This is a genomic window from Pseudoalteromonas gelatinilytica (assembly GCF_001641615.1).
In the GTDB taxonomy this organism is placed as follows: Bacteria; Pseudomonadota; Gammaproteobacteria; order Enterobacterales; family Alteromonadaceae; genus Pseudoalteromonas; species Pseudoalteromonas gelatinilytica.
Genome location: NZ_LRRU01000007.1, coordinates 182,085 through 205,614, shown reverse-complemented (window position 1 = coordinate 205,614; position 23,530 = coordinate 182,085). Strand labels below are relative to the sequence as shown.

Genomic DNA, 23,530 nt, shown 5'->3' with positions numbered 1-23,530 from the left:
ATTTACCGATTATTGGTAGTTACTCTCAATCTTAGCAAATTCACCGGATGATTTAAGATTTTTCATAAATTCATTAAATTGCTCGCTCATACGCTTCCCTTTTTCATTGTAAGCAAACTGTAATTGCATCGGCGCTTTGCCCACACTGTAATCACTTACCGTGAATTTTTTAAAGGCATTATTTTTTGAGGCATACCACTGCAGTGTGTTTTTTGCGATAACAGCAACACGTTGATTTTGCTGCATATCAACTAAAGCCTTCAGCATATCTATTTCAGAGTAAAAGTCTTCGCGGTGCAACTTACCTGATGCAAACAATGCTTCAAATTGCGGGTAGGTATAACCAAAACGGGCCATCAACACATAGCCGCCTAACTTATCAATCGCTGGAATATGACAACCACTGGGCATCACTAAAATATCTTCTACAACAGCGATACTATCACTCCAATAGTATTGCTTATGTCCACGATACCATTGCTCAGACTCTAAGCGTACATCGACTTTACCTGCATCAAGTAAATGCTGTGAACGCACCTCGGGTACCAGCATGTATTGAATATCGTGATTATATTTTTCAGCAAAACGAGTTAATAGCTCATCAACAAGTCCTTTATGGCCACTGTCAGCAAAATGATAAGGGGGATAATCCGTGTCATACAGCGCAACCTGTAACGTTTCTGCTCGCACTAAAGGCGCAATTAAAAGCAATAATAAAAAAACAACAGCACGACTCATAATTTTCTCTCATAAAATTGAGCCAGGGATTGTATATAAATAGCACAAAAAAAGCGCAACCTAGGTTGCGCTTTACGAAAATTCTGATAGGAATTTAGGATTAGATACCGTCACCATCAATATGTAAGCCACATTCACGGTTTAAACCGAAGAAACGAGTCTCTTCTTCTGTCATACCAGGCTCAAGTTTACGGGTTGTATGAACATCGCCCATAGATACATAACCTTGCTCCCAAAGTGGGTGATACGGCAAATCATGCTTAGTTAGATACTGGTAAATATCGCGGTTGTTCCACTCAATAAGTGGATACACTTTCACAGTACCACGGCTGATTTCAACAATTTGCTTGTCAGCTCGACTAGATGATTGATCACGGCGCAAACCACTAAACCACGTACCCGCTTCAAGCTCGTTTAAAGCACGGGTCATTGGCTCAACTTTATTCAGTTGATTGTACTGCTTAATACCGGCTTCACCTTGTTCCCAAAGTTTACCAAACTTCGCTTCTTGCCACGCCGGGCTAAGCTCAGCTTTATACACTTTAAGATTAAGCGAAAGTCGCTCCGTCATTTGCTCGATGAACTGATAGGTTTCTGGGAACAAATAACCAGTGTCAGTCAGTACCACAGGAATATCTGGCTGCTGCGATGTCACTAAATGCAACATCACCGCCGCTTGAATACCAAAACTCGACGACAAAAAGTGCGTGCTTGGTAAGTTTTCAAGTGCCCACGCAACACGCTCCTCTGCGCTTTTATCAGCCAGAAGACCATTAATATCAGCCAACATAGCTGTTTGGTCTTCTTTGCTCATCGTTAAGATGTTTTTAAATTCACTCATGGTTAATTCCAAACCTTAAAGCAGTGTCGCTTATAAAATTATGCGTGAAAATCAGTTACTGAAACTTTAACTTCAGCAACAATGCCTTTGCGAATTACAAAATCACCAAAACACTCGCCTTCATTACGCTCACTTGCCCATTGGCCAATTAGCTTATCGAATGCGTCTAGGTATACGTCTTCGCCAACATTTTCTAAATACAGTTTTGGAATACGCGTGCCTTCACGGTTACCACCTAAGTACACGTTGTATTTTCCTGGACCTTTACCAACCAGACCCGCTTCTGCCAACATTGCGCGGCCACAGCCATTCGGACAACCCACAACACGCATAATGATGTTGTCATCGCCAATACCATGTTTCGCTAATAGCGCTTCTGTTTTCTCAATTAAGCTTGGTAAATAACGCTCAGCTTCTGCCATCGCTAACGGACACGTTGGTAATGCCACACACGCCATTGAGTTTTTACGCTGCTCTGTATGGCTGTCATCAATTAAGCCATGGTTACGAGCGATCTCTTCGATTACCGCTTTTTGATCAGCTGGAACACCTGCGATGATCAAGTTTTGGTTTGCTGTCATACGGAAATCACCTTGGTGAATTTCCGCAATTTTACGGCAGCCTGTTTTAAGAGGTTGATTTGGGTAATCTAAAATACGACCACTTTGGATAAACAGCGTTAAATGGTGCTTACCATCAATACCTTCAACCCAACCGATACGGTCACCGCGGTGAGTGAACTCATATGGGCGGCTCTGTTCAAATTGAACACCGGCACGTTTTTCAACTTCAGCTTTAAATACATCAGAACCTACACGGTCAAGTGTGTACTTAGTTTTTGCATTTTTACGGTTTGAGCGGTTACCCCAATCACGTTGTACAGACACCACGTGTTCAGCAATTTTCAAGGTGTGCTCAAGTGGAATGAAACCAAAGTCATCCGCTTTACGAGGATACGTTGCGGTATCACCGTGAGTCATCGCAAGACCACCACCCACTAACACGTTAAAACCAACTAACTTGCCATTTTCTGCAATTGCAACAAAGTTTAAGTCGTTCGCATGCACATCCACCTCATTGTTCGGTGGAATTGTTACTGTGGTTTTAAACTTACGTGGTAAGTAAGTTGAACCTAAAATTGGCTCTTCTGTGGTTTCACTCTTTTCACCATCTAACCAAATTTCAGCGTATGCTTTAGTTTTTGGTAATAGGTGCTCAGAGATCTTCGCTGCCCACTCGTACGCTTCTTGGTGAAGCTCAGATTCAACTGGGTTCGTTGTACATAATACGTTTCGGTTTACGTCGCCCGCCGTTGCAATTGAGTCAATGCCCACGCTATTGAGCATTTGATGCATGCCTTTAATATTTGGCTTAAGCACACCATGGAACTGGAACGTTTGACGCGTGGTTAAACGAATACTGCCATAGCTGGTTTTCTCTTCTGCAAACTTATCAATCGCTAACCATTGCTCTGGCTTGATGATACCGCCAGGCATACGAGCACGTAACATAACATTATGTAACGGCTCTAATTTTTGTTTAGCGCGCTCAGGGCGAATGTCACGGTCATCTTGCTGGTACATGCCGTGGAAACGGATCAGTTGGAAGTTATCAGCAGTGAAACCACCGGTGATCTCGTCTTTTAAATCTTGCTCAATGGTGCCACGTAAAAAGTTACTTTCTCTTTTCAAACGCTCGTTATCAGAAAGCTTTACGTTTTTGTCTTGTTCGCTCATGGTATTTCCTAAATTTTTTACAGTGACGGCTGTTAGCTTTAAACGTGATTAGTACACGTCTTTCTGATAGCGATTTGCGCTACGTAAATCTTTTAAATATTGCTCAGCTTGTTCATCATCTTTGCCGCTATTTTCTTTGATAATGTCTACAAGCGCCTGATGAACATCTTTCGCCATACGGTTTGCATCACCACAGATATAGAAATGAGCACCCGCTTCTAACCAAGCAAATACTTCTTGGCTGTTTTTGCGAAGTTTGTCTTGAACATATACTTTTTCCGCTTGGTCACGGCTAAACGCCACATCCACTTTAGTCAGTAAACCTGACTTCAAGTAACCTTGAATTTCAACTTGATATAAGAAGTCTTGAGTAAAGTGTGGGTTACCAAAGAATAACCAGTTTTTACCACTTGCTTCACGCGCATCACGCTCTTGTAAAAACGCACGGAATGGGGCAATACCCGTACCCGGACCTACCATGATAATTGGCGTTTCATCATTAGCCGGTAAACGGAAATTATCGTTGTGCTCGCTGAATACTTTTACTTTACAGCCTTCTTCAGCACGACGTGCTAAATAACCAGAACACCCACCTAAGTGCTCGCTGCCAAATGCATCAAACTCAACCAGACCCACCGTTAAGTGAACTTCTTCTTCAACTTCAGCTTGGCTAGATGCAATCGAATATAAACGTGCTTGTAATTTACGTAAGCAGTCTACTAAGGTTTGCGCTTCCAGCTGAGCTGGGTTTTGACGAATAATATCGAAGATTTGGCGAGGTTCGATGTACTCACGCATTGCCGCTTTATCTTCAACTAACTTTAATAATTCAGGATTGCCAGTTGCTGTTGCATATTTTTCAACAAAACCTGGATATGACTGAGTTAATTCTAATTTTTCGATTAATGCATCACGAATACTTAGCTCTTCATCGCCGAGTTTAACCGTGCTAGATGCATCAATTTGAGTAAGCGTAAGTACTTCATCAACAAGTGCTTCGTCATTTAAGAAGTAAACGCCTAGCGAATCACCCGGTGTATAGGTAATGTCTGAACCTTCTAATGAAATTTCAACATGACGCACATCTTTGGTTGAATCACGACCGGTAATTTTTTGCACAACGCTTAGCTCTGCAGCAAATGGGTTTTGCTTGGTGTATTGGCTTGCTGCTGGTGCCGCTGCACCAAATGATGGCATAGCCACAACTTGACCACCGCTTGCTTGTTGCTGCGCTTTAAGATCAGGTTCAAACGCATCAAGTGCACCATCAATCCACTTAGCAGCTTCATCATCGTAATCAACATCTAAGTCGGCACGCTGGAAAATAGTTTCTGCGCCAAGCTTGTTAAAACGCTCTTCAAAATCTTTTGCTGTTTGGCAGAAGAATTCGTAGCTTGAGTCACCTAACCCAATCACAGCAACTTTAACACCATCTAGTTTTGGTGCTTTTTTAGTCGCTAAAAACTCATGCAGGCTTTCAGCATCTTCAGGTGGCTCACCCTCACCGTAAGTTGAAACAACAACCGTGATGAACTTTTCTTTTTTCAGGGCAGTTGGCTTGTAGTCAGCCATGTTGACTAGCTTAACCGATAGACCACGTGACTCTGCTTGTTCTTTTAACTTGCTCGCCACGCCTTTAGCGTTACCCGTTTGCGAGCCGTATAAAATAGTTAGCGGTGCAGCATCACCCGCAGCTGGAGCGGCGGCAACACCACCGGCTAATGCGCCTGCGTTTGCGTTAGCGGCTAAATAACCACTTACCCACGCTTGCTGAATTGGATTAAGTTCAGCCACTAAGCCTTGCAGCTTCTGTACTTGCTCTTGCGATAGCGGACTCGCCGCTGCATTTAGTTGACTTAACAACATGAATTTATTCCTCGTAACCCTGAAAAGTTAACTGCGAAACGAACTTGCTACCATCATTTCGCGAACAATTTTTTCGACTTTAAAGACCCAATAGAAATGCTTTAAAGGTTTATCTGAGCGTGAAGAATAACGAGGTCTGAGGCGATTAAAAAAGAATAGAATCTGCTTTGATATTCCATTTAGTTATTAATTTAGTATTTATCCAAAAAAAACATGTTAGAAGTATGAATCCCCAAATAAGAAACTTTTATTAATTAACATTATTGCAACATAAGCCAATTAGCCTATACTCGCTGTGTTCATTTTGAGAACAGCAAAAACTATTAAAATATAAAAAGGAAACGATAATGTCACACGGGACATGTAAAAAATACATGCTAGCCAGTAGCTTACTGTGTTTAGCGAGTTCAACATTGGCAAATGTTAATAATGCCGACTTCGAAAACTGGTCAGCAAACAACCCTGCCAGCTGGAGCACCATAGATAGCGGTATAAGCCTTAGTGCTAATAGCAATGTGGTTTACTCAGGCAATTACTCAGCGCAAGTCGTGGTTAATACTGGCACGCAAAGTAATACCGACTTACTACAGTTAGTGGATGTAGTGGCGGGTGAAAGCTATGAGTTTTCTACTTGGGTTTACCATACAGAAGGTGGCGTAAAAGCACGTTTAGTGGTTGATGGCTATCAGGGCTATTCTAATTCGGCATTAATTAATCAATGGCAACAAATCAGTTACCAGTACACGGCCTCTGCTACCACGTCAATTAGTGTTGGCCTGCGCTTTTACGATGTAACAGGCTTTGATGGCAGTGAAGTAGTGTATGTCGATAACTTTGCACCAAGCACTGGCTCAACCCCACCTCCTACGGGCAGCTGCGCAGATAACCAAATATCTTTAACGCTCACTACCGATAACTATGGTGAAGAAACCAGCTGGCAAATCACCAATAGCCAAGGTAGTGCAGTAGCATCAGGCGGTAGCTATGCTGCAAATACTCAGTACAGTGAGCAAGCGTGTTTAACGGATGGTGACTATACTTTTACGATTTTTGATAGCTATGGCGATGGCATTTGCTGCTCATTCGGCAATGGCAGTTACAGCCTTTCTTTAGGTCAAACAGTCCTTGCCAGTGGTGCAAGTTTCCAAAGCTCAGAGGCAACGCCGTTTACTTTGGGTGATAGCTCAGGCGGCGGTGACGGTGGTGGTACAACCCCAACAGAGCCAACGGGATACTATGTTACAACGCAAGGCCTTAGTGGTTATGCACTGAAAACAGAGTTATACAACATCATTAAAGATCACAACTCACAAGGCTATTCTGCGATTTGGAGCTTTTACGATGTTGCTTCACGCGATAAGTATTTTGAAAACGACAACTCTATTTTAGACCGTTATTCAGAAAACCCTGCAGGCCAAGATAGCTACAACTATGTTGCTGTGAGCGACCAATGTGGGACATACAACAGCGAAGCAGATTGCTACAACCGTGAGCATTCTTTCCCGAAAAGTTGGTTTGGTGGAACAGTTGAGCCAATGAACTCTGACGTACATCACATTTTCGCCACTGATGGTTATGTGAATTCAAAACGCAGTAACTACCCATTTGGTGAAGTAGGTAGTGCAAGCTACACCTCTAGTAACGGCAGCAAATTAGGCAGCGCTGCTAGCTCATTAAATTACTCAGGAACGGTTTTTGAACCTATTGATGAATTTAAAGGTGACTTTGCAAGAGCGTATTTCTATATGGCAACACGCTATGAAAATGTGATTGGCTCATGGCAAAACAACACAACCTACAGTAATGCTGTATTAAATGGTTCATCTGATCAGGTCTTTGAGAACTGGGTCGTTGCTATGTTATTAAAATGGCATAACGCGGACCCTGTTAGCCAATTAGAGCTTGACCGTAACCAAGCAGCTTATGAACATCAAGGTAACCGCAACCCATTTGTGGATCACCCAGAATTTGTAGAAATGATTTGGTAACTTCGTTAAGCCAAGGCGCTTAGTTTCGGCTAAGTGCCTTTTTTTAATCAAGCACAACGACTTTGTTTTCGTCAATTAACTCTGCCACATAGCGCTTTTCTAAATGCCACGGATGACGCTTCCAGCCCTGAAAACCAAAACCTGCTATATGCACTTTTGAAAACAATTTAAGGTAGTGAGCAATCGCTAAAGTACCTGAACTTGGGCAATATGGCTTATGTATTGTCGGTCCTAACGTTAGTAGGTACGCAAGCAGTGATTGGCGAAATTGCTGGGTTAATCGTTCTTGCTGCAAGCCTGTGCCATAGTAATTAAACAAAGCGTCACCATGATCAAGTCGGCCATGACGACGGATCAGTTTGAATAGTTGCTGCATGAATAAGTTTGGCGCAGGATCAGTGACCATAATCTTGTTAAGTCCTTCAAGCGGCATAACAAGTGGCTGTTCAAGTAAACTTTGCGCCTGCCTCCCTCGCCCCAATAACCATAGATCTGTGCAACGCTTACCTAGGTGCGCAGGCATTGCTGCACAGCGATTAAAACGCACAACAGATGGACAATTATCGACCTGCTCAGCAAGCTCGGTATTAATCGGACCATTACCTAGAATAATTATCTGTGGCGGCTCATGCATAATGCAAAACTCCGTTTTATCCTTAAAACGACCTTATTTCACCTAAACTTTATGACCTGCTAATGACAGTTCATGATAAGCTTAATACATGTGAAAAGCGCTTATGTGCAATCAGCAAGTGATTATCAACTTGAGATTGGGCGCTATAGCCAAGAAGCTGTAACACCTGTTTTAACAGAGCTTGATGTTGCTGCTGTGGTGAGTGATTTACCACTTCTAATACCTCTAACATCGCTTGTGCATAGCTAGAACCTGAATGGATCGACTGCCAGATACGCGTTTGTATTTCGATAACTTGAGAAATCGACGTGTTATAAGTATTAACTTGCAGACTTAACAGATAATTTTCTAATAGATTCATTGTAGCGTCCTTTTTAAAAACGCCACTTTAAAAGCTCAAGTTAAGTTGAGGTAAAGTGTTTTATTATTACTTTTTACTCCACTTATTCATAATGTCTTTAAATAACTTAGCCTCTTTGTCTTCACAGGGTCTGGGCGATCCGCTTGGCACCCCAGATTTACCAAACACCGAGTTAAAATCTATGCCATAACACATACCATTTAACACCTCGATACGCTTGCTACCATCACCACTCTGCCAAACGACGGTTGCTTTATCAGAAACCGTTAATTGTGCAGGCACTGAAACCCTGCCTACAGGCAAATTATTATTTGCCCCTTCAACCTGCCCAAATAATGACGAATTAGAAGAGCCATTTTCAAAATTAAGCTTTGGGATTGGCGCATACGGGTTGAGTTTTTTAAAGGGTACTTCGGTTGTTTTTGAATTATCAGGTGTCTGACTGGGCTTTATGACCTTATTATTCGTCACTTCTTTGGGCTCACTAACTGAATGTTCAACGACCTTAGCATCGCTTTTCTGCTTAGGGCTGCTATAAGCGGCTTCCTCTTTTTGCGGTAAAGCCTTAGCCTCATCAACTATTTCTTGCGGTTGCTCCAGTAAAGGTTTGTCTTGGGTTTTCTGTAAACTAGGTAACGAAGTTAAATCAACACTCACATACGCGTTGATTACTTTTGGCGGTTCAGCGACTGCGGGGAGTTTCACAGACTTTCCATATCGAACAAATAACAATAAAAGCATAGCATGTAGCGTAATCGAGATGATCCATGCTTTGTAATTCCCTTTTAACACTCAAGCGCCTCATTTTTATTTTTAAGAGTGTTAAGTGAATGAAATAGTTCATAAGAAAAAGTGGTGAGTTAGCAAGTTAACGGGAGTAACGTTTTAAGGTTCTAGGTTAAGTCTGTTCGTTGAGATGGTTTGGATTCAGCATGAGGTGTGACATGTGGTTTTATAGCTATGCAGCAACAAACCCTATTGCTTGACTGACATCTGACAGCTAAACGCTTTTTGCTGTATTTCAAAAACAAAAAGCCCCAGCAAATGCCAGGGCTTTTTAGTAAGTAAACTTAATTAAAAATTAAGCTTGCTTTGGACGTTCAACAACGTCTACTAAAGTCCAAGACTTAGTCTTAGAAATAGGAGCACACTCACGGATAGTAACTACGTCACCAGCTTGAGCTGTGTTGTTTTCGTCATGTACGTGTAGTTTAGTCGTACGTTTGATGAATTTCCCATAAACTGGGTGCTTCACGTAACGTGCGATAGCAACAGTGAAAGATTTATCCATCTTGTCGCTGATTACACGGCCTTGAAGAGTACGGATTTTATCGCTCATTATTGACCTGCCTTCTGGTTAATAACTGTTTTTACACGCGCGATATCGCGACGTACTGTTCTTAGCGTGTGTGTCTGAGCTAACTGACCAGTGCTTGCTTGCATGCGCAGGTTAAACTGCTCACGAAGAAGTCCTAGAAGTTCAGCGTTAAGCTCTTCTACGCTTTTGTCTTTTAGTTCGCTAGCTTTCATTACATCACCGTCCGAGTTACGAAAGTTGTTGTGAATGGTAATTTACGCGCTGCAAGGTTAAATGCTTCACGAGCAAGCTCTTCAGAAACACCTTCCATTTCGTAAAGTACTTTACCAGGTTGAATTTCAGCAACCCAATATTCAACAGAACCTTTACCTTTACCCATACGAACTTCTAATGGTTTGTTCGTAATTGGCTTATCTGGGAATACACGAATCCAGATTTTACCTTGACGCTTTACGTGACGTGTCATAGCACGACGAGCTGCTTCGATTTGACGAGCAGTCATACGGCCACGGCCAGTAGCTTTCAAACCGAAAGTACCGAAGCTTACTTTGTTACCGTTTTGCGCTAAACCGCGGTTGCGGCCTTTGTGCATTTTACGGAATTTTGTACGTTTTGGCTGTAACATTACTCGCTACCTCTACTTAGCACTTTTTTTGGCTTTCTTTGGCGCGCGTTTAGCTGGCTTCTCTTGCTCTTGTACTAGTGGTAAACCACCAATAACTTCGCCTTTGAAGATCCAAACTTTAACACCAATGATACCATAAGTGGTTAAGGCTTCAGAAGTTGCGTAGTCGATATCAGCACGAAGAGTATGTAGAGGTACACGACCTTCACGATACCATTCTGAACGTGCGATCTCAGCACCGCCAAGACGACCGCTAACTTCAACTTTGATACCTTTTGCACCAATGCGCATTGCATTTTGTACCGAACGCTTCATAGCGCGACGGAACATAACACGACGCTCTAGTTGTGACGCAATACCGTCAGCTACTAGTTGTGCATCAAGTTCAGGCTTACGAACTTCAGAAATATTGATCTGAGCCGGAACACCTGCAATCTTAGTTACTGCTTGACGTAGTTTTTCAACGTCTTCGCCTTTTTTACCGATAACAACACCAGGACGAGCTGTGTGAATTGTTACACGGATAGATTTAGCTGGACGCTCGATAACGATTTTAGACACAGAAGCCGCTTTTAATTCCTTAGTAAGGAATGCACGTACTTTGTGATCGCCAAAAAGCTGATCAGAGAAATCTTTTGAATTCGCGTACCAGGTAGAAACCCAAGGTTTAGAGATACCTAGGCGAATACCAGTAGGATGAACTTTTTGTCCCATTACTTATACTCCTAGCTATCTGAAACCACAACAGTGATGTGGCTTGTACGCTTAAGGATGCGGTCAGCGCGTCCTTTAGCACGTGGCATAATACGCTTCATTGTAGGACCATCGTCCACAAAGATCGTAGTTACACGAAGCTCATCAATGTCAGCACCTTCGTTATGCTCTGCGTTAGCAATAGCAGACTCAAGTACTTTCTTAACTAATACAGCCGCTTTTTTAGGGCTGTACGCCAGGATTTCTAGAGCGCGATCAACCGGAAGTCCGCGGATCTGATCTGCAACTAGACGTGCTTTTTGCGCCGAACCAGAGGCGAATTTATGTTTAGCTAATGCTTGCATTTATCATTCCCCTCTTAACGTTTCTTCGCTTTCTTATCCGCAGCGTGACCGCGGTAAGTGCGAGTTGGTGCAAATTCACCTAGTTTGTGACCGATCATTTCGTCTGTGATGAACACAGGAACGTGCTGACGACCATTATGGACAGCGATGGTCAATCCGATCATGTTAGGTATGATCATTGAACGACGGCTCCAAGTTTTAATTGGCTTCTTGTCACCGCTTTCCAACGCTTTCTCTACCTTCTTCAGCAAGTGTAGGTCAATAAAAGGACCTTTCTTGAGAGAACGTGGCATGGCTATTCCTCAACTATTATTTAGTACGACGACGTACGATAAACTTATCAGTACGCTTGTTCTTACGTGTCTTAGCACCTTTAGTCGGTTTACCCCATGGAGACACAGGATGACGACCACCAGATGTACGACCTTCACCACCACCGTGCGGGTGATCTACCGGGTTCATGGCAACACCACGAACTGTCGGACGGATACCACGCCAGCGATTTGCACCAGCTTTACCTAGTGAACGAAGCATATGCTCAGCATTACCTACTTCACCAAGTGTTGCGCGACAGTCAGCTGGAACTTTACGAACTTCGCCAGAACGAAGACGTAGAGTCACGTATTGACCTTCACGTGCAAGGATTTGAACGTATGCACCAGCAGAACGTGCGATTTGAGCACCTTTACCTGGTTTTAATTCTACGTTGTGAACAGTCGAACCTACAGGCATGTTACGCATTGGTAATGTGTTACCAGCTTTGATTGGTGCATCAACACCAGACTGGATTGAATCACCAGCTTGTAAGCCTTTAGGTGCAATAATGTAACGACGCTCACCGTCTGCATATAATACAAGAGCGATGTTTGCGCTACGGTTTGGATCATACTCTAGACGCTCAACAACAGCTGGAATGCCATCTTTAGTGCGTTTAAAGTCGATTACACGGTAATGATGCTTGTGACCACCACCGATGTGACGAACCGTGATACGACCTTTGTTATTACGACCACCAGACTTAGAGTTTTTCTCTAGTAGTGGTGCGTAAGGTTTACCCTTATGAAGATCTGGGTTAACCACTTTAACCAGGTGACGACGACCCGCAGAAGTTGGTTTACACTTTTGAAGTGCCATAATTCTAACTCCCCTTATTACTCGGCGCCGCCGACAAAGTCTAGCTCGCTACCTTCTTTAAGAGTAACGTAAGCTTTCTTCCAGTCTGAACGACGACCGAAACGCATGCCAGTACGTTTTGTTTTACCCTTAACGTTTAGTGTGCGAACACCAGTTACTTCTACTTCAAAAAGCTTCTCAACTGCAGCTTTAACTTCAGCTTTAGTTGCATCTTTAGCTACTTTGAAAACAATCGTGTTGTTCTCTTCAGCAGAGATAGTGCTTTTTTCAGAGATGTGTGGAGCAAGGATCACTTTTAAAAGACGTTCTTCACGGATCATGCTAGCGCCTCCTCAAGTTGCTTAACAGCAGCAGCTGTAATAAGTACCTTATCGAAAGCGATTAGGCTTACAGGATCGATACCAGCTACATCACGCGTGTCAACCTTGTACAGGTTACGTGCCGATAAGAATAGATTCTCATCTAATTCTTCAGTCACGATTAGAACATCTTTAAGCTCAAGTTCTTTAAGCTTAGCAACTAGTTCTTTAGTTTTTGGTGCTTCAAGACCAAACTGTTCAACAACGATTAAACGCTCTTGACGAACTAATTCAGATAAGATGCTTTTGATCGCACCGCGGTACATTTTACGGTTTACTTTTTGGCTGTGGTCTTGTGGTTTAGCTGCGAAGCTAACGCCACCTGAACGCCAAATTGGGCTACGAATTGTACCAGCACGTGCACGGCCAGTACCTTTTTGAGACCATGGTTTTTTACCACCACCGCTAACTTCAGAACGTGTCTTCTGAGCACGAGTACCTTGACGAGCACCTGCTGCGTAAGCAACAACTACTTGGTGTACTAATGCTTCGTTAAACTCACGTCCAAAAGTAGCTTCAGAAACTTCAAGAGCGCCAGAAGCGTCTTTAATTGCTAATTCCATCACTAAATCTCCAGGACTTATGCTTTAACAGCTGGTTTAACGATAACGTCACCGCCGATAGCGCCAGGTACTGCACCTTTAACTAAAAGCAAGTTACGCTCAGCGTCAACGCGAACTAGTTCTAAGTTTTGAGTCGTTACACGCTCAGCACCCATGTGACCGGCCATTTTCTTACCTTTGAACACCTTACCAGGTGATTGGTTTTGACCGATTGAACCAGGAGCACGGTGAGATAGAGAGTTACCGTGAGTAGCGTCTTGCATGCTGAAGTTCCAGCGCTTAACACCACCTTGGAAACCTTTACCTTTAGAAGTACCGGTTACGTCAACTTTGTTGATTTCGTTGAATAATTCAACAGTAAGCTCAGCGCCTACTTCAAAATCGCCTTCACCACCATTTAGGCGGAATTCCCACAGACCGCGACCCGCTTCAACACCAGCTTTAGCGAAGTGACCCGCTGCTGCTTTGTTTACACGGCTTGCTTTTTTAGTGCCTGCGGTTACTTGAAGCGCGTTATAACCGTCTGTTGCTTCAGATTTGATCTGAGCAATACGGTTAGGTGTCGCTTCGATAACTGTCACAGGGATAGATACACCATCTTCAGTGAAGATACGTGTCATACCCACTTTACGACCGACTAGACCTAATGCCATTTTCCTAAAACCTCTCTAATCTTCCGATTAACCCAGGCTGATTTGAACATCAACACCAGCAGCAAGATCTAAACGCATAAGAGCGTCAACAGTCTTGTCAGTTGGTTCTACGATGTCGATCAGACGTTTATGGGTGCGGATTTCGTACTGATCACGCGCGTCTTTGTTTACGTGCGGTGAAGTTAGTACAGTAAAACGTTCAAAGCGTGTAGGTAGTGGAATTGGACCACGTACTTGAGCGCCAGTGCGTTTCGCAGTTTCCACGATTTCCGCCGTTGATTGGTCAATCAAACGGTGGTCAAAAGCTTTTAGGCGAATACGAATGCGTTGATTTGACATTCTTAAACCTCAATATAAAGAGCATTTAAAAAGAGCATAAAAAAACGACCGAAACAATCTTACTAACTAAGATGTCGGCTGTTCTCTTATATCTACGTTGAATTCCAAATCGGAATTCCTGTTTATTAGCTTGAAATCCAAGCTTAATCTATCCTTCCAAGTTCCCGAGGGAATTTTGAAAGCCTGCGTATTATAGTGAGATTGGTGATAAATGCAACAACTTTTTAGAATTAAAAGCGACAAGGCCGCCTTTAGATTAAATTTCGATTAAATACGAACTATATTCAGCTTCGCTATGTCTTTGCTTTACTATAGTTAATTTGAATAAATGCAAAAGCTGAAGAATCGCAATGGTCAGTCCAGTTAATAATTGTTATTCTATGCCGCTTATTTTTGGCCACTCTCGGTCTATTTAATATTTACTGATACCAATTTACATAATGAGATGCCTTTGTAAATTGGTGTAATAGCTTTGGTGAGTTGATGCGTATCATTAATCGTTGTTTAAATTTCATTTCTGCCGGTATGAACCGCTTGTTTGTAAAAAGTAAGGTGCTGCCAGAAAACCCGATTGAACAATACAATCTTAATCCAGCCAACCCGACCTTCTATATCGTTAGGCTCAATGCGCGCTCAGATTTAGCCGCACTGGCACGGGTATGTAAAAAGTATGGTTTACCCAACCCGACGCAAGAGCAACTGTTAGGTAATGCTGAACTAGAGCGTTTTATTGGTATTCAAAACCCACCTCCGCTGTTTGGTAATAAAAGCAAACCAAGTAATGCGCTGCAGCAAGGTAAACAAATTATCGATCATCTGATGCAATCAGGTGAGAAAAACGTCCAAGTGATCCCAGTGACTATTTTATGGGGCCGAAATCCGGGTAAAGAGAAGCCAGGCTTAGGCACCTTAGTGTCGCATTCGTTAACCCCAAGCTGGTTTCGCAAGTTCTTTGTATTGCTATTCTCAGGCCGCGATAACTTTATCCGTTTTAGCCAACCGCTCGACTTATCATTACTGGTCAATGAAAAAGCCGATGTTGATGAACTACCACATAAGCTTCTACGTGTTGCTCGCGTGCACTTTCGTCGTCAAAAATTGGCAGCGACAGGCCCGAAAATGCCATCACGTGAACAGCTATTTAATTCGCTACTAGCCTCACCCACAATAAAAAAAGCGATTCAAATAGAAGCAAAAGAAAAGAACATCAGCCAAGAGCAAGCGCGTCAAAATGCGCTGAAGTTACTTGATGAGATTGCGGCAAATTATAGTGATGCCACCATTCGTGTAGCAGATAGAATTTTAACCTGGCTATGGAATAAGCTCTATAACGGTATTGATATTAAGTTTTCTGAGCAAGTCCATGAGCTCACAGATAAAGGTCACGAAATTATCTATATGCCATGTCACCGCTCGCACATGGATTACTTATTGCTGACCTACTCTATTTACCATTTAGGGTTAGTACCGCCGCATATCGCTGCCGGTATCAACTTAAATTTCTTCCCAGCCGGTGGTGTATTCCGTCGCAGTGGTGCTTTTTTTATTCGCCGTTCATTCGCGGGCAATAAGTTATATTCATCGGTATTTAAAGAGTACCTGAGTCAGTTATTCATTAAAGGTTACTCGGTGAAGTTTTACACGGAAGGCGGCCGTAGTCGTACAGGCCGCTTATTACCGCCAAAAACAGGCATGCTCGCTATGACGTTACAAGCGATGCTCCGTGGCATTGACCGTCCAATTTCAATTGTGCCTGTGTATATTGGTTATGAACATGTGATGGAAATTAATACCTACTTAAAAGAGCTTGCCGGCAACGACAAAAAAGGTGAGTCGGTATTAGGTATTTTCAAAGCCATTAAAAACCTGAAGAACTATGGCCGTGGTTACTTAAACTTTGGCGACCCTATATCGATTAACCAATACTTGAATGAACAACAGCCTGATTGGCGCGAGTCTATTCACCCAACCGACGTACAAAAGCCGCAATGGCTTGGACCGCAGGTTGCCAACCTTGCTGATAAAGTAATGGTTAATATTAATAGCGCCGCTGCACTCAATGCTGTGAACCTTCTCGCGATGATTTTACTGGTGAATGATAAGCACGCGTTGAGTAAGCCTAAGTTGATTGCTCAGCTTGAGTTTTATTTACATTTACAGCGTAGCGCCAGCTACAGCGACAAGGTAACCACCCCTAATGAAAGTGCTGAACAGCTATTAGAGCATGCCCTTAAACTTAATAAGTTTGATGTTATCAGTGATGAATTTGGCGAAATTATCGCTATCAATGATAAAGAGAAAACGTTATTCAATTACTACCGTAATAACGTATTACACTTATTTGCTGTACCAAGCTTGCTGGCACTGCATTTATTTAAGGCACATAAAACGACTATGGCAGATTGCCAAGCCCTGATCGCACGTTTTTACCCATTATTTGCCAAAGAGTGGTTCTTACATGAGTTAGATGAAAACTACATTACGCGTGTTCTTGCTAGTTTCGTTGACCAAGATCTGATTGAAATTGAGGGTGATAACATCAAAATCACCAATAGCAACGACTGCTTGGCAAAACTTGAAATGCTCGGCCGCGCTTTAAGCTTAACATTACAACGCTACGCTATCGTGGTTGGATTTATTCAAACAAGTAGTGGCATTGAACGTGAAGAACTTGAGCACGAAAGCCAAGTATTAGCAGAACGTTTGGGTACCTTACACGGCATTAAAACACCGGAATTCTTTGACAAAAAAGTGCTGGTTGGTTTTATTTCTAGCTTACGTGAGCAAAAACTAATTACAGAGACAGAGCAAGGCTTAACGGGTAGTAATGAGCTGTGTGAAGTGTATTTATATCTTAAAGCATTGCTGCCAGCACGGGTCTGGCAGTCAATTGACGATATAGTGCAAAGCCAAGCTCAGCACGCAAAGGATTAACGCTGACGCATTACCCCTTCTTGGATCGTTGAGGCAACAAGGTTGCCTTGACGGTCAAAGAATTGACCTCGTACCAATCCTCGACCTGAGCTCGCACTTGGGCTATCAATCGAATATAAAATCCAATCATCAAGTCTAAACGGACGGTGGAACCACATTGCATGGTCAATCGTCGCAACCTGCATGTTAGGCTGCATAAACGATACACCGTGCGGTTGTAACGCCGTTGGTAAAAACTCAAAGTCAGATGCGTACGCAAGTAAGTAGTTATGGATACGCTGATCGTCTGGCATCTCACCATTGGCTTTAAACCAAATATGTTTAACCGGCTCCATCACTTGTGGCTTAAATGGGTTATGAAAGGTCACTGGACGCATTTCAATGGGTACTTCACGAATAAACTTATTGCGAATTGGTTCAGGAATAAGCTCTGCATTCGCTTGGTAGAACTCAAGTGAAGACTTTAACTCTTCAGGCTGTGGTACGTCTGGCATTTGTGCTTGGTGCGATAAGCCCTCTTCTTCACCTTGGAAAGAAGCGGTCATGTAAAAAATGGGCTTACCGTATTGGATTGCTTTGACACGGCGAGTACTAAAACTTTTACCATCGCGAATATTTTCTACATCATATACGATTGGTTTAGCAGCATCACCCGGACGTAGAAAGTATGAATGCAACGAATGAACAATACGCCCTTCTGGTAACGTTTCTTTAGCGGCCGATAATGCTTGGCCCATTACTTGGCCCCCGAAAACCGCTCTAAATCCTAAATCTTGGCTTTGGCCGCGATACAAGCCTTGCTCAATTTCTTCTAACGACAACAACGACAGTAAGTCATCTAATACTTGGCTCATTTATTTATCCTCAATCCCGACAAGCGTTTAATGATACTATAGACTAATTGGAAGTAAATCTTTGTAAGAGCACCTCATTATGGCTTATTGGCTTTTAAAAACAGAACCCGATGCATTTTCAATTGATGATCTAAAAAACGCTCCCGAGCAAACCTCTATGTGGGATGGCGTGCGTAATTATCAAGCCCGAAACTTTCTACGCGATGGCTTTAAACAAGGCGACTTGGTGATGATTTATCATTCAAGTTGTAAGCAAGTAGGGGTAGCAGGAATAGCCACGGTCAGCCGAGAAGCTTATGCCGACCCAACACAATTTGATTTAAACAGCGATTACTACGATGCCAAAGCAACCGCTGATAACCCGCGCTGGTTTGTCGTTGATGTAACCTATCAATCACACCTGAAAAAACTAGTTAGCCTGCAAGCAATTAAAGCCAATGATGCAATCACCGAAATTGCCCTTAAAAAAGGCGGTCGGCTATCTGTAATGCCTGTAACGGAACATGATTGGCAACAGATAATCGCAATGAGCGAGCGCTAAGCATATAAAATAGCGGCCATTTTTAATGAGCTGCTATTTTTGCTATAATTCGCCACCTTTATTTAAGAGGGTGCGTGGGGGATGTATGAAATTATTATATTGGTTAGATGAATGGATCAACCTGCCCCGCGATGCACAACAAAGCCAAGTCCCCTTTACAGGCGGTGATTTACTTGGTGATGTGTATGTGAAATACCATATCATCGATGCCAATAAGCCTCTGCTATTTACCTTCTCACCTGCCGGAACCAACTACCAAGAACATGATCTCACAGATGATTTTTCGCCTTGGGCTTATAAGCTCGCGAAAAAACAAGATGTGAATGTGATTGCCTTTCAGCATTTAGGTATTAGTAACTGGTTTAGACACCGCAACTTATTATTTTTTATTGAGCAATTAGCGCCGCTGATTGGTGGATTTAAAGAGCGCTTAGGATATGGTTTGAGCCGCGGTGGCTTTGCTGTAGGAGCCTTTGCCAATTTGTTGAAGCTTGATAAGGTCTTATTATTTCACCCTGTCAGCACAAAAAATAAAGACAAAGCGCCGTGGGATGACCGTTCTAGCACAGATATCGCGCAAAAGTTCGATTGGAATGGCGACTATCACGATTTAGATTTAGGCCAAGCAAAGGGTTATATTATTTACGACCCGACCAATCGCATTGACCGAGCTCATGCAAAACGCTACCCAAAACTCACCCATTTACGGGTGTTTGGTATGGGCCATAGTGTTCATGCAACATACCTCAATAAGTTTGGTTTTTATAAAGATGTGGCCGTTGATTTTATTCGCCACCAGCAAGTCGATATTGCACAATTCCGCCAACAAACAAAAACGCTACGATTTAAAGAAGACTATTACCGTCGACTCAATAAGGCCAACAAAACATCGCCACATCGCTTAGCGCTACTGAGCACCGCCCACACTATTTTAACTGAAGAAAAAGCGGAGCATCTGCAAGAGCAAAAAGATGCGATCGATGTGCAGCCACTGATTGATGTGGCCATCAAACATCAGGATGCGCACCCCAAAGATGCCATTAAAATTTTAGAAGTCGCGCAGCAGCTATCGCCAGATGATCCTTTGATTGAGCATAAACTAAAGCAATTGAAGTAATTAGCAGCTTAACGCTGTAAGCTGCAATGAGTAAAAGATGCTAACTCTTAGGTTTCACTTTACGGTGTTTTTTGACCCGCCCGTGTTTGGGGATAATAGTTAAGTACATCACTAAAGCTAACCACGAAAAGAAGATGATACCGATTAACCAAGCATTCTTTTCGTGGCCCTGAGTGCGTTTACTATTGAGCACAATGACCACAGGTAAAATGTAGGCACTCAATACAATAATTAAAAACGCAACTTCATTCATAGATCATCATACCAACGCTGACCAATCAACTTCATCGCTCAATACTCGTTCTGCAGCAATATAATGCAAAATATCGCCTTCACTTACTACATAATCCAGCGGCGGGTTTAGGTCCATATTTTTTGCACTCAAATTATGTGCGACACCGAGTAATATCGCATCGTGGCTGTATTTAAAGTGATGAAACAGCTTGCCAAATTCCATTGCTTGCACGCCTTTTGGAATAGGTAAACTAAACTGAGTATCACCATGAAGTGTTGATAACAACTCTTCTTGCACCCGGCTTGAACCTGGATCTTGCATTGAACGTACTAAGATTTCGGCTGATTTAGCACTGCTACATTCAACATTGTGACAGTGCTCATGCAGCATTTCGATTTTAGTTTCGTCAGTAAAGTGCGCACTAATGTGACAATGCTTATTTACTAACTTGCTGATACGCAATGCTGTTGTGAACGTTTGATCATCATCTTGGCCATCAATGATAATTTTATCAGCGCGTTCAATCGCGATTCTTTTCAACTCATCTAGGTCGGTAAAGCTACTAAGACGAGCAAAATCAACCATTGGATTTGTTAAAAATGGGTGCTCCATTTGTTCAGTAACCGCCAATAGAATTCGACGATCTAAGCGTTTTTGATCAGCAAGAATATAGTCAACCATCTTCTTAGTTCGAGTATCGTGCCAACCAAAAATAATAATGTGATTGTTTATATGTGCGAAGCTTTTATCACCCGTCATAGCGCGCCTGATTAAGTAAGTTACTGTTTGCCCTGTTTTTCCCAACAGAACGCCAAATAGTGCTAAACCAAAAGGTATTTGCAGTAATGCAACAATCCAGCGGCCAAGCTCGGTGCTGGCACTAAAGTCGCCATAGCCAACCGTTGATGTTGTCACAACATAATAATATACGTAGGTACTTAGTGGTGTTAAAGCTTGCTCTCCTGCAAGCATAAGCAGCCACCATATAAGTAGCATATGCAAAAGCGTGGTAACGACCACAGCCTGCCAACTTACTTGATCAATATGACTGCGGATAAGTACCACTATACGATTTAATAAATAGTGCATGATCCTTGCGAATTATCGTGGAAGAAATTAACGATACGGTACTGGAATGCCAGCTCTTTGGCAACTGATGGAAAATTCCTAATGCATGTCGATGAAAAATAATAGTAGACTATACTATCTCTGTATTAGGTGTTTAGGGTGAAATATGTCAGGTGTTCTTGCTTCTGTTGATAAGCGTACGCAACTGGTCGGTGAAAACCGCTTAGAGCTTTTGCTATTTTACCTACACAGTCGTCACTTATTTGCACTCAATGTGTTTAAAGTTAAAGAAGTGGTAAAGCTGCCACATATTAGCAAAATTCCTCACGCGCATCCTAAAGTGTCGGGTGTGGTTGATATTCGCGGTGAATCAATTCCGGTGATTGATTTGCGCAAAGCGATTAACATGCCTGAAGCGAAGCACATCGAAGATACAAACCTCGTCATCACTGAATACAATCGCACCGTACAAGGCTTTTTAATTGGCAAGGTTGATCAGATCATTAATATGACTTGGTCAGACATTATGCCGCCGCCAACCGCAATTGGTAAAAATCACTACCTCACAGCCTTAACAAAAGTAAAACGCGATGGCCAAGAGCATTTGGTTGAAATAATCGATGTAGAAAAAGTACTTGCCGAAATCGTCGAGTACGAGGTTCACATTTCTGAAGATATTCTTGATAAGAGTATCGTAAACGAATTTGCAGGCCGCAAAATTCTTCATGCTGATGATTCACCAACGGCTCGTAAACAAGTAAGCGATACTTTATCGCAGCTTGGCATCGAGATTATTCCTGCTCGTAACGGACTTGAAGCACTCGAAATGCTAAAAAGCTGGGCTGATCAAGGCAGAGATGTTGAAAAAGAATTACTTATGGTGATCACCGATGCAGAAATGCCCGCAATGGATGGTTATCGTTTAACACACGAAATTCGCAACGACAGCCGCATGAAGAACCTACATATCGTGCTCAACACATCCTTGAGTGGTAGCTTTAACCAAGCTTTGGTCGAGAAGGTTGGCTGTAATGCGTTTTTATCTAAATTCCAGCCAATACTGTTAGTCGAAGAAGTTCAAGCCCGTTTAAAAGCCGTGCTTGAGCAAGATTCACAGTAAGCGTTTTTAGCATCCAGTTTTAAAACATACGCTAAAGCAACGGCGTCGCAATTTGCCAATCATCGTTATTCATGATTTATTGGCATTATCGATTCGACGACAACAATAAAAACTATGCTAAATCGCGTTGCTAAACCATTCACTAAACTAGTTGAGCGTTACCTACCCGACCCGTTTATATTTGTTATTTTGCTCACCTTACTGAGCTTCATCGTTGCAAGCCTCTTTACCCCATCAACACCCACACAAGTACTTGCCGCTTGGGGTGGAGGGTTTTGGAACCTATTACAATTTGCCATGCAAATGCTGCTGGTTCTGCTAACGGGCTATATGCTAGCAAGTACTCCCGTTATGCGCAGTATACTCAACAAATTGGCAACTCTCGCCAACAGCCCAGCTAAAGCAATCATTCTCGTGACCCTCGTATCTTTGCTAGCTAGCTGGCTAAATTGGGGTTTCGGTTTAGTGATTGGCGCTTTGTTCGCCAAAGCAATTGCGAAACAAACCCGCGTTGATTACCGTTTGTTAGTAGCCAGTGCTTATTCAGGTTTTATTGTTTGGCATGGTGGCTTAGCCGGTTCAGTGCCACTGACCATCGCAACCGATGGCCATTTTGCACAGCAAAGCATTGGTATTATAGGCACCGAGGAGACAATTTTTTCTGCATTTAATATCGCCATTGTTGTGGGGTTATTTATTATCATGCCGCTTGTAAATCGCTATATGTTGCCAAGCGAGACAGACAGCGTTTATGTTGACCCCGCAAAGCTTGATGATGAAACTAAGCAAACAGCAACACCTACCCGCCCTGCCGAAATAATAGAGCATAGTCGTTTGCTAGGTATGGGAATAGGTGCCGTTGGCCTTGGCTATTTATTCTATTATTTTGTGCTCACCGGAGGTGGCCTAAATTTAAATAGCGTGATCGCGATTTTCTTATTTAGCGCAATTTTACTGCATCAAACACCGCATAATTTACTCAGTAGCTTACAGCAAGCAATTCCCAGTGGAGCTGGCATAGTGATTCAATTTCCGTTTTATGCAGGGATCATGGCTATCATGGTAAAAACGGGACTTGCTCAACAAATCTCTGAAGGATTTATTGCCATTGCAACAGCCGAAACGCTGCCTTTTTGGAGCTTTTTAAGTGCAGGGTTTGTGAATATCTTTGTGCCATCAGGCGGCGGTCAGTGGGCAGTGCAAGCGCCAATTGTCATTCCCGCAGCACAATCACTTGGTGCTGATATGCCACGTGTTGCTATGGCTGTCGCATGGGGTGATGCTTGGACCAACCTAATTCAGCCGTTCTGGGCACTCCCTGTTCTCGCCATTGCAGGCTTAAAAGCAAAAGACATCATGGGCTTTTGCTTAGTGCAACTAGTGATCACTGGCGTGTTTATATCTGTGATGCTGAGCTTTTATCCTTAATAGCCATATTAAGGTAAGTA

The 23,530-nt window shown here is 42.7% G+C and carries 27 protein-coding genes; 6 read left to right on the top strand and 21 right to left on the bottom strand.

Annotated features, from left to right (window positions below; all coding sequences use genetic code 11):
• Window positions 1–9 precede the first annotated feature (9 nt).
• The 4 genes from NH153_RS03690 to NH153_RS03675 all read right to left on the bottom strand — a co-directional run bounded on the left by NH153_RS03690 (window position 10) and on the right by NH153_RS03675 (window position 5,181).
• Window positions 10–738, bottom strand: a complete 729-nt coding sequence (locus NH153_RS03690) for a substrate-binding periplasmic protein (protein WP_063701068.1) — start codon at window positions 736–738, stop codon at window positions 10–12.
• A 100-nt stretch (window positions 739–838) separates the two neighbouring features.
• Complete coding sequence (locus NH153_RS03685) at window positions 839–1,579, bottom strand: phosphoadenylyl-sulfate reductase (protein WP_063701066.1); 741 nt, start codon at window positions 1,577–1,579, stop codon at window positions 839–841.
• Window positions 1,580–1,617: 38 nt separating this feature from the next.
• Entirely contained in the window at window positions 1,618–3,315 is a 1,698-nt protein-coding gene (cysI, locus tag NH153_RS03680) for an assimilatory sulfite reductase (NADPH) hemoprotein subunit (protein WP_063701064.1), read from the bottom strand.
• A 48-nt stretch (window positions 3,316–3,363) separates the two neighbouring features.
• Window positions 3,364–5,181, bottom strand: coding sequence for an assimilatory sulfite reductase (NADPH) flavoprotein subunit (locus NH153_RS03675; RefSeq protein ID WP_063701061.1), 1,818 nt, complete (start codon window positions 5,179–5,181; stop codon window positions 3,364–3,366).
• Window positions 5,182–5,528: 347 nt separating this feature from the next.
• On the opposite strand from NH153_RS03675, the gene NH153_RS03670 reads away from it, so the two are divergent.
• Window positions 5,529–7,169, top strand: coding sequence for an endonuclease (locus NH153_RS03670; protein WP_063701059.1), 1,641 nt, complete (start codon window positions 5,529–5,531; stop codon window positions 7,167–7,169).
• A gap of 43 nt (window positions 7,170–7,212) precedes the next feature.
• Here the strand turns inward: NH153_RS03670 and NH153_RS03665 are convergent, their stop codons facing one another.
• The 14 genes from NH153_RS03665 to rpsJ all read right to left on the bottom strand — a co-directional run bounded on the left by NH153_RS03665 (window position 7,213) and on the right by rpsJ (window position 14,213).
• The gene (locus NH153_RS03665) at window positions 7,213–7,803 is read right to left on the bottom strand and encodes a glycosyltransferase family 29 protein (protein WP_063701057.1); all 591 of its coding nucleotides are present in this window, start codon (window positions 7,801–7,803) and stop codon (window positions 7,213–7,215) included.
• 70 nt (window positions 7,804–7,873) lie between these two features.
• A complete protein-coding gene (locus NH153_RS03660; protein ID WP_063701055.1) occupies window positions 7,874–8,164 on the bottom strand; it encodes a hypothetical protein in 291 nt (96 codons plus the stop codon).
• A gap of 66 nt (window positions 8,165–8,230) precedes the next feature.
• Window positions 8,231–8,956, bottom strand: a complete 726-nt coding sequence (locus NH153_RS03655; protein ID WP_138625212.1) for a hypothetical protein — start codon at window positions 8,954–8,956, stop codon at window positions 8,231–8,233.
• 289 nt (window positions 8,957–9,245) lie between these two features.
• Window positions 9,246–9,503, bottom strand: coding sequence for a 30S ribosomal protein S17 (gene rpsQ / locus NH153_RS03650; RefSeq protein ID WP_063701050.1), 258 nt, complete (start codon window positions 9,501–9,503; stop codon window positions 9,246–9,248).
• A complete protein-coding gene (rpmC, locus tag NH153_RS03645; protein ID WP_054552371.1) occupies window positions 9,503–9,694 on the bottom strand; it encodes a 50S ribosomal protein L29 in 192 nt (63 codons plus the stop codon). The genes rpsQ and rpmC overlap by 1 nt, the downstream gene beginning before the upstream one ends.
• A complete protein-coding gene (gene rplP, locus NH153_RS03640; protein ID WP_036974208.1) occupies window positions 9,694–10,107 on the bottom strand; it encodes a 50S ribosomal protein L16 in 414 nt (137 codons plus the stop codon). The genes rpmC and rplP overlap by 1 nt, the downstream gene beginning before the upstream one ends.
• Before the next feature lie 12 nt (window positions 10,108–10,119).
• Window positions 10,120–10,821, bottom strand: coding sequence for a 30S ribosomal protein S3 (gene rpsC / locus NH153_RS03635; protein ID WP_063701047.1), 702 nt, complete (start codon window positions 10,819–10,821; stop codon window positions 10,120–10,122).
• Window positions 10,822–10,832: 11 nt separating this feature from the next.
• Window positions 10,833–11,165, bottom strand: a complete 333-nt coding sequence (gene rplV / locus NH153_RS03630; protein ID WP_004588690.1) for a 50S ribosomal protein L22 — start codon at window positions 11,163–11,165, stop codon at window positions 10,833–10,835.
• A 14-nt stretch (window positions 11,166–11,179) separates the two neighbouring features.
• On the bottom strand, window positions 11,180–11,458 hold the full coding sequence (gene rpsS / locus NH153_RS03625; RefSeq protein WP_010376377.1) for a 30S ribosomal protein S19: 279 nt from the start codon (window positions 11,456–11,458) through the stop codon (window positions 11,180–11,182).
• A 16-nt stretch (window positions 11,459–11,474) separates the two neighbouring features.
• Complete coding sequence (gene rplB, locus NH153_RS03620) at window positions 11,475–12,299, bottom strand: 50S ribosomal protein L2 (RefSeq protein ID WP_063701045.1); 825 nt, start codon at window positions 12,297–12,299, stop codon at window positions 11,475–11,477.
• A 17-nt stretch (window positions 12,300–12,316) separates the two neighbouring features.
• On the bottom strand, window positions 12,317–12,619 hold the full coding sequence (gene rplW / locus NH153_RS03615) for a 50S ribosomal protein L23 (protein WP_063701042.1): 303 nt from the start codon (window positions 12,617–12,619) through the stop codon (window positions 12,317–12,319).
• On the bottom strand, window positions 12,616–13,221 hold the full coding sequence (gene rplD, locus NH153_RS03610) for a 50S ribosomal protein L4 (protein ID WP_063701040.1): 606 nt from the start codon (window positions 13,219–13,221) through the stop codon (window positions 12,616–12,618). The genes rplW and rplD overlap by 4 nt, the downstream gene beginning before the upstream one ends.
• Window positions 13,222–13,238: 17 nt before the next feature.
• Window positions 13,239–13,874, bottom strand: a complete 636-nt coding sequence (gene rplC, locus NH153_RS03605) for a 50S ribosomal protein L3 (protein WP_036974218.1) — start codon at window positions 13,872–13,874, stop codon at window positions 13,239–13,241.
• Between the two features lie 27 nt (window positions 13,875–13,901).
• Window positions 13,902–14,213 (bottom strand): 30S ribosomal protein S10, encoded by a 312-nt coding sequence (gene rpsJ, locus NH153_RS03600; RefSeq protein ID WP_002957900.1) that lies wholly within the window; start codon window positions 14,211–14,213, stop codon window positions 13,902–13,904.
• Between the two features lie 483 nt (window positions 14,214–14,696).
• Here rpsJ and plsB point away from each other — a divergent pair, with 483 nt between their 5' ends.
• Window positions 14,697–17,147, top strand: a complete 2,451-nt coding sequence (gene plsB, locus NH153_RS03595; RefSeq protein WP_063701038.1) for a glycerol-3-phosphate 1-O-acyltransferase PlsB — start codon at window positions 14,697–14,699, stop codon at window positions 17,145–17,147.
• On the opposite strand, the gene tesB is transcribed toward plsB, so the two are convergent.
• A complete protein-coding gene (gene tesB, locus NH153_RS03590) occupies window positions 17,144–18,001 on the bottom strand; it encodes an acyl-CoA thioesterase II (RefSeq protein WP_063701036.1) in 858 nt (285 codons plus the stop codon). The genes plsB and tesB overlap by 4 nt on opposite strands.
• A gap of 79 nt (window positions 18,002–18,080) precedes the next feature.
• Between tesB and NH153_RS03585 the strand changes: the two genes are divergently transcribed.
• Together NH153_RS03585 and NH153_RS03580 are read left to right on the top strand one after the other, a co-directional pair.
• A complete protein-coding gene (locus tag NH153_RS03585) occupies window positions 18,081–18,542 on the top strand; it encodes an EVE domain-containing protein (protein WP_063701034.1) in 462 nt (153 codons plus the stop codon).
• Window positions 18,543–18,627: 85 nt separating this feature from the next.
• Window positions 18,628–19,659, top strand: a complete 1,032-nt coding sequence (locus tag NH153_RS03580; protein WP_063701032.1) for a hypothetical protein — start codon at window positions 18,628–18,630, stop codon at window positions 19,657–19,659.
• 40 nt (window positions 19,660–19,699) lie between these two features.
• On the opposite strand, the gene NH153_RS03575 is transcribed toward NH153_RS03580, so the two are convergent.
• Both NH153_RS03575 and NH153_RS03570 read right to left on the bottom strand, forming a co-directional pair.
• Complete coding sequence (locus tag NH153_RS03575) at window positions 19,700–19,912, bottom strand: hypothetical protein (RefSeq protein ID WP_063701030.1); 213 nt, start codon at window positions 19,910–19,912, stop codon at window positions 19,700–19,702.
• A gap of 6 nt (window positions 19,913–19,918) precedes the next feature.
• Window positions 19,919–20,983: a potassium channel family protein gene (locus NH153_RS03570; protein WP_063701029.1), complete on the bottom strand. Its 1,065-nt coding sequence runs from the start codon at window positions 20,981–20,983 to the stop codon at window positions 19,919–19,921.
• 145 nt (window positions 20,984–21,128) lie between these two features.
• Here NH153_RS03570 and NH153_RS03565 point away from each other — a divergent pair, with 145 nt between their 5' ends.
• Both NH153_RS03565 and NH153_RS03560 read left to right on the top strand, forming a co-directional pair.
• Window positions 21,129–22,082 carry a chemotaxis protein CheV gene (locus NH153_RS03565; protein WP_063701026.1) on the top strand — a complete coding sequence of 318 codons (954 nt, stop codon included), beginning with the start codon at window positions 21,129–21,131 and terminating at the stop codon, window positions 22,080–22,082.
• Window positions 22,083–22,196: 114 nt separating this feature from the next.
• Window positions 22,197–23,510: a short-chain fatty acid transporter gene (locus NH153_RS03560; protein WP_063701021.1), complete on the top strand. Its 1,314-nt coding sequence runs from the start codon at window positions 22,197–22,199 to the stop codon at window positions 23,508–23,510.
• Window positions 23,511–23,530: the final 20 nt, after the last annotated feature.